The sequence below is a fragment of the Streptomyces sp. NPDC102437 genome (assembly GCF_044765565.1).
GTDB lineage: Bacteria > Actinomycetota > Actinomycetes > Streptomycetales > Streptomycetaceae > Streptomyces.
Genome location: NZ_JBIWKI010000154.1, coordinates 1 through 1,822, shown reverse-complemented (window position 1 = coordinate 1,822; position 1,822 = coordinate 1). Strand labels below are relative to the sequence as shown.

The 1,822-nt window shown below is 67.3% G+C and carries 3 protein-coding genes and 1 pseudogene; all 4 read left to right on the top strand.

Annotated features, from left to right (window positions below; translation table 11 throughout):
* Positions 1–360: pseudogene (locus tag ACIRJP_RS42515) on the top strand (transposase); the annotation flags it as partial.
* Between the two features lie 449 nt (positions 361–809).
* A complete protein-coding gene (locus ACIRJP_RS42510) occupies positions 810–1,115 on the top strand; it encodes a hypothetical protein (RefSeq protein ID WP_404186599.1) in 306 nt (101 codons plus the stop codon).
* A 19-nt stretch (positions 1,116–1,134) separates the two neighbouring features.
* The gene (locus ACIRJP_RS42505) at positions 1,135–1,317 is read left to right on the top strand and encodes a hypothetical protein (protein WP_404186597.1); all 183 of its coding nucleotides are present in this window, start codon (positions 1,135–1,137) and stop codon (positions 1,315–1,317) included.
* Positions 1,318–1,414: 97 nt separating this feature from the next.
* On the top strand, positions 1,415–1,741 hold the full coding sequence (locus ACIRJP_RS42500; protein WP_404186595.1) for a hypothetical protein: 327 nt from the start codon (positions 1,415–1,417) through the stop codon (positions 1,739–1,741).
* Positions 1,742–1,822: the final 81 nt, after the last annotated feature.

Below are 1,822 nucleotides of genomic sequence, written 5' to 3'. Positions count from 1 at the left end.
CCGCTCTATCTCGCGACCGTCATCGACCTGGCTTCACGCCGTCTGGCCGGGTGGGCGATCGCCGATCACATGCGAACAGAGCTCGTCATCGACGCCCTCGCAGCCGCCGAGCGGACCCGCGGCAGCCTCGATGGAGCGATCATGCACACGGACCACGGGTCTCAATACACGAGTAGGGCCTTCGCTGAAATCTGCAGGTCAGCAGGGGTCCAGCAGAGCATGGGAGCGGTCGGGTCCAGCGCGGACAACGCCGCAGCGGAAAGCTTCAACGCCGCCTTCAAAAGGGAGACACTCAAGGGCCGCAAAGGCTGGCCGAGCGAGCGTGAAGCGCGACTCGACGCCTTCCGCTGGCTGACTCGTGATGTGCTGTCCCGGTGGCGGTCGGCGGGTGGTGGTTCTGGGGAGCCTCCGTTGTGAACGGGGCCGTTCGGTTCGCGCAGGCTGGTGGCGCCAGGCGGGAGGGTCCGTGCGATCCACCGGCGGCGGGCGGAGGGCCATGGTGGAGGGGCCGTGGCCGGGTCTCCAACTGTTCCGGGCTGACCTCTTGCAGCGAAGTGTTGCTATTCAGATAGCGGTGATTCTCGCTCCGTCGACGTCGCGGGGTGCCTCTCGGTGGCGGCGCGGCCGCCAGTTCCGAGGCGCTGATGCCCAAGACGGTTCGGCCGACGTCCGCCGTCCGCGGCCGGCGTGGCTCCGAGGGGCCCGGCTCGTTGAGCAACTGGAAGCGACCACGACGTCGTCCAGGTCGCTGGACGCGCCTTGGGCCCGGTGGCGGTCGCTGACTGCCGAAGCAACGCGAATGAGGACCGATGCCGAAGAAGCCCGCCCACGACCCGACGTACGGCTACGACCAGGACACGCGGACCGTGCGTGTCGGACACCATGATCTGGCGCGGCTGCTGTTGATGTTCCGCTCGCTGATGAGCGACCAGAAGCCGGGCGCGTGGGATCACATGACGGACTACGACCTGTCCTTCGAGCGCCTCGCGGACGCAGTCGATGCCGGGTCTCAGATTCTTTGCGGCGAGCGCTGGCAAGGGCCTGATCTGCGGATGCGCTGCACCACGACCGAGCCGGTCTACGACTTGGCCCGACGGCGCACCGTACGACGGTGAGGCGACATTCACCTGGAACGTGCCGGGCTACGGCTCGCACGCCGCTGAGGACGACCAGGTCCAGCCGCACTTGAGCACGGCCCTGTGCGGGTTCAGCGGGGCCAAGGACGACAAGCCGCGCCGGGTGGAGGGCCTGCCGGGCTGTCCCGAGTGCCGGCGCGAGGTCCAGCTCGGTGCCGAGAGCCCCCGCGGCCGCTGGTGAGGACCGCATGGAGCACAGCCGGATGGCGCAGCACCTCGACGTGCTCCCGACCGTTGTGTTGATGCATCCGCGTACAGGCATCAGATGAGGAGTCGTGATGGGCAGGAAGAAGCCGGGCAAGGCGCGTCGGCCACGTGTGCCACGTCAGTACACCCTCCAGGAGCTCCAGCCGCCTGGTAAGGGTTACGAGGAGTGGATTCGGGTGACCGCTGGCATGAACCCTGACCGGATCGACGATCCGCGGGTCAGCGATGAGGCCCTCGCCTTGATGAAGCGATTGGTTCGGCTCGGCCCTCTGTACGGCAACAAGGTGCCGAAGGCAGCCCTGTATCTGGATGATCTGATCGACACCGGCCAGCTGCCGGTCTTCGGGGACGGCGAGAAGGGCACGCTCCTACCCCTCGCAGAGGCGTTGTCACGTTAACTGACCGGCCTGGGATGATCTTGGAGTTGATCGTGCCGGAAGGGGTTCGCTCGTGTCGTCCGCGTCACCGTCGTACAAGGG